The organism is Paenibacillus dendritiformis (assembly GCF_015845845.1).
GTDB lineage: Bacteria > Bacillota > Bacilli > Paenibacillales > Paenibacillaceae > Paenibacillus_B > Paenibacillus_B dendritiformis_C.
This window is the reverse complement of record NZ_LDIG01000255.1, coordinates 1-1063: the sequence shown is the minus strand read 5'-3', so window position 1 is coordinate 1063 and position 1063 is coordinate 1. Positions and strand designations below refer to the sequence as shown.

General features: G+C 52.7%; 1 pseudogene. It reads right to left on the bottom strand.

Features of this window, described 5'->3' with window-relative positions:
* A pseudogene (locus ABD76_RS25400) lies at positions 1–834 on the bottom strand (contractile injection system protein, VgrG/Pvc8 family); the annotation flags it as partial.
* Positions 835–1063: the final 229 nt, after the last annotated feature.

Here is a 1063-nt window from a genome sequence, read left to right as displayed (position 1 = left end):
CTCAGGCGGCTTCCCATTGGGCTTGCTTGGTTTCTGCGGGGAAGGCTTTTTCGGCGTTGGACTATTTGACCCTCCGCTTTTAAACATTTGATAAAGCTCATTGAGGGTTTCACCAGTATTAGATAAACCTTGATACGTTACTCCTGCTCCATGTCCTGCTAAAGCGACGGATTTTGCAGTAACAGCTACGCCTACAGGTGATAATACTCCCGTACCTGATAACGTAACACCAGCGCCTCCTCCCAATACAGCGCCACCCATTTCTAATACTCCGGCTACAGTTGTGATGAGGTGCCCGATCAATTCACCTGTTTTACGCGCCTTCGGATGATTTGAAGTATATTCCTTTTTTAGGGGTGGGAAGTCTAACGTCAAATCTTCTAAAACGGCCGTTCCTGCTCCTTTTACAACTTCTCCACCGACATCTGCGGCATACATCAACTCGTCCGCCATCTGCTGACCCATCATAAGCTTGGCTTCCGCTTCCATGAGCTGGGCTTCGCCCAGAAGAGCCAGCCACGATTTGGATTGTTCTTGCTCCGGCTCCGGCTTCGGCTGCTCGGCCATGTAACGCTCGTAGCTCGCCCTCCACCGTTGTCTCAGTTCGGATGGAATCTGATGATAGGCTTGCTCCAACTCATTCGCAGACTGGGCCATACGTCGGACATAAGAAGCGATATCGTTCCATGATGTGGGTGTTCCTAGCTCACGCGCACTTGTAAATACCTTGCCCAGCAGCCACTTTCTATAATAGGCATCTTTGGCTTTCTCGTGCTCGTATTGACTGATGAGTCCTTGCATAACCAGACTGGCCAGATATTTCAGCGGATGCAACCCGCCTTGTGCGCCTCCACCTCCAGCACGGCTCGTTCCTGTACTTCGAACAGGAATAGCTGCGCTTGCTAGCAGACTCGCACTCACCGCCGCTCCGGCAAGTCCGCCTAATGCCGCTCCCGCTACTGCTCCTATCACCGGAATGGAGCCTAGCAGCTTGGACTCCGTACCCAGCAATCCATCCGCTTGTTTTTGATCGGCCGGGCTCGTGAGCTTCGCGGTCGGAGTC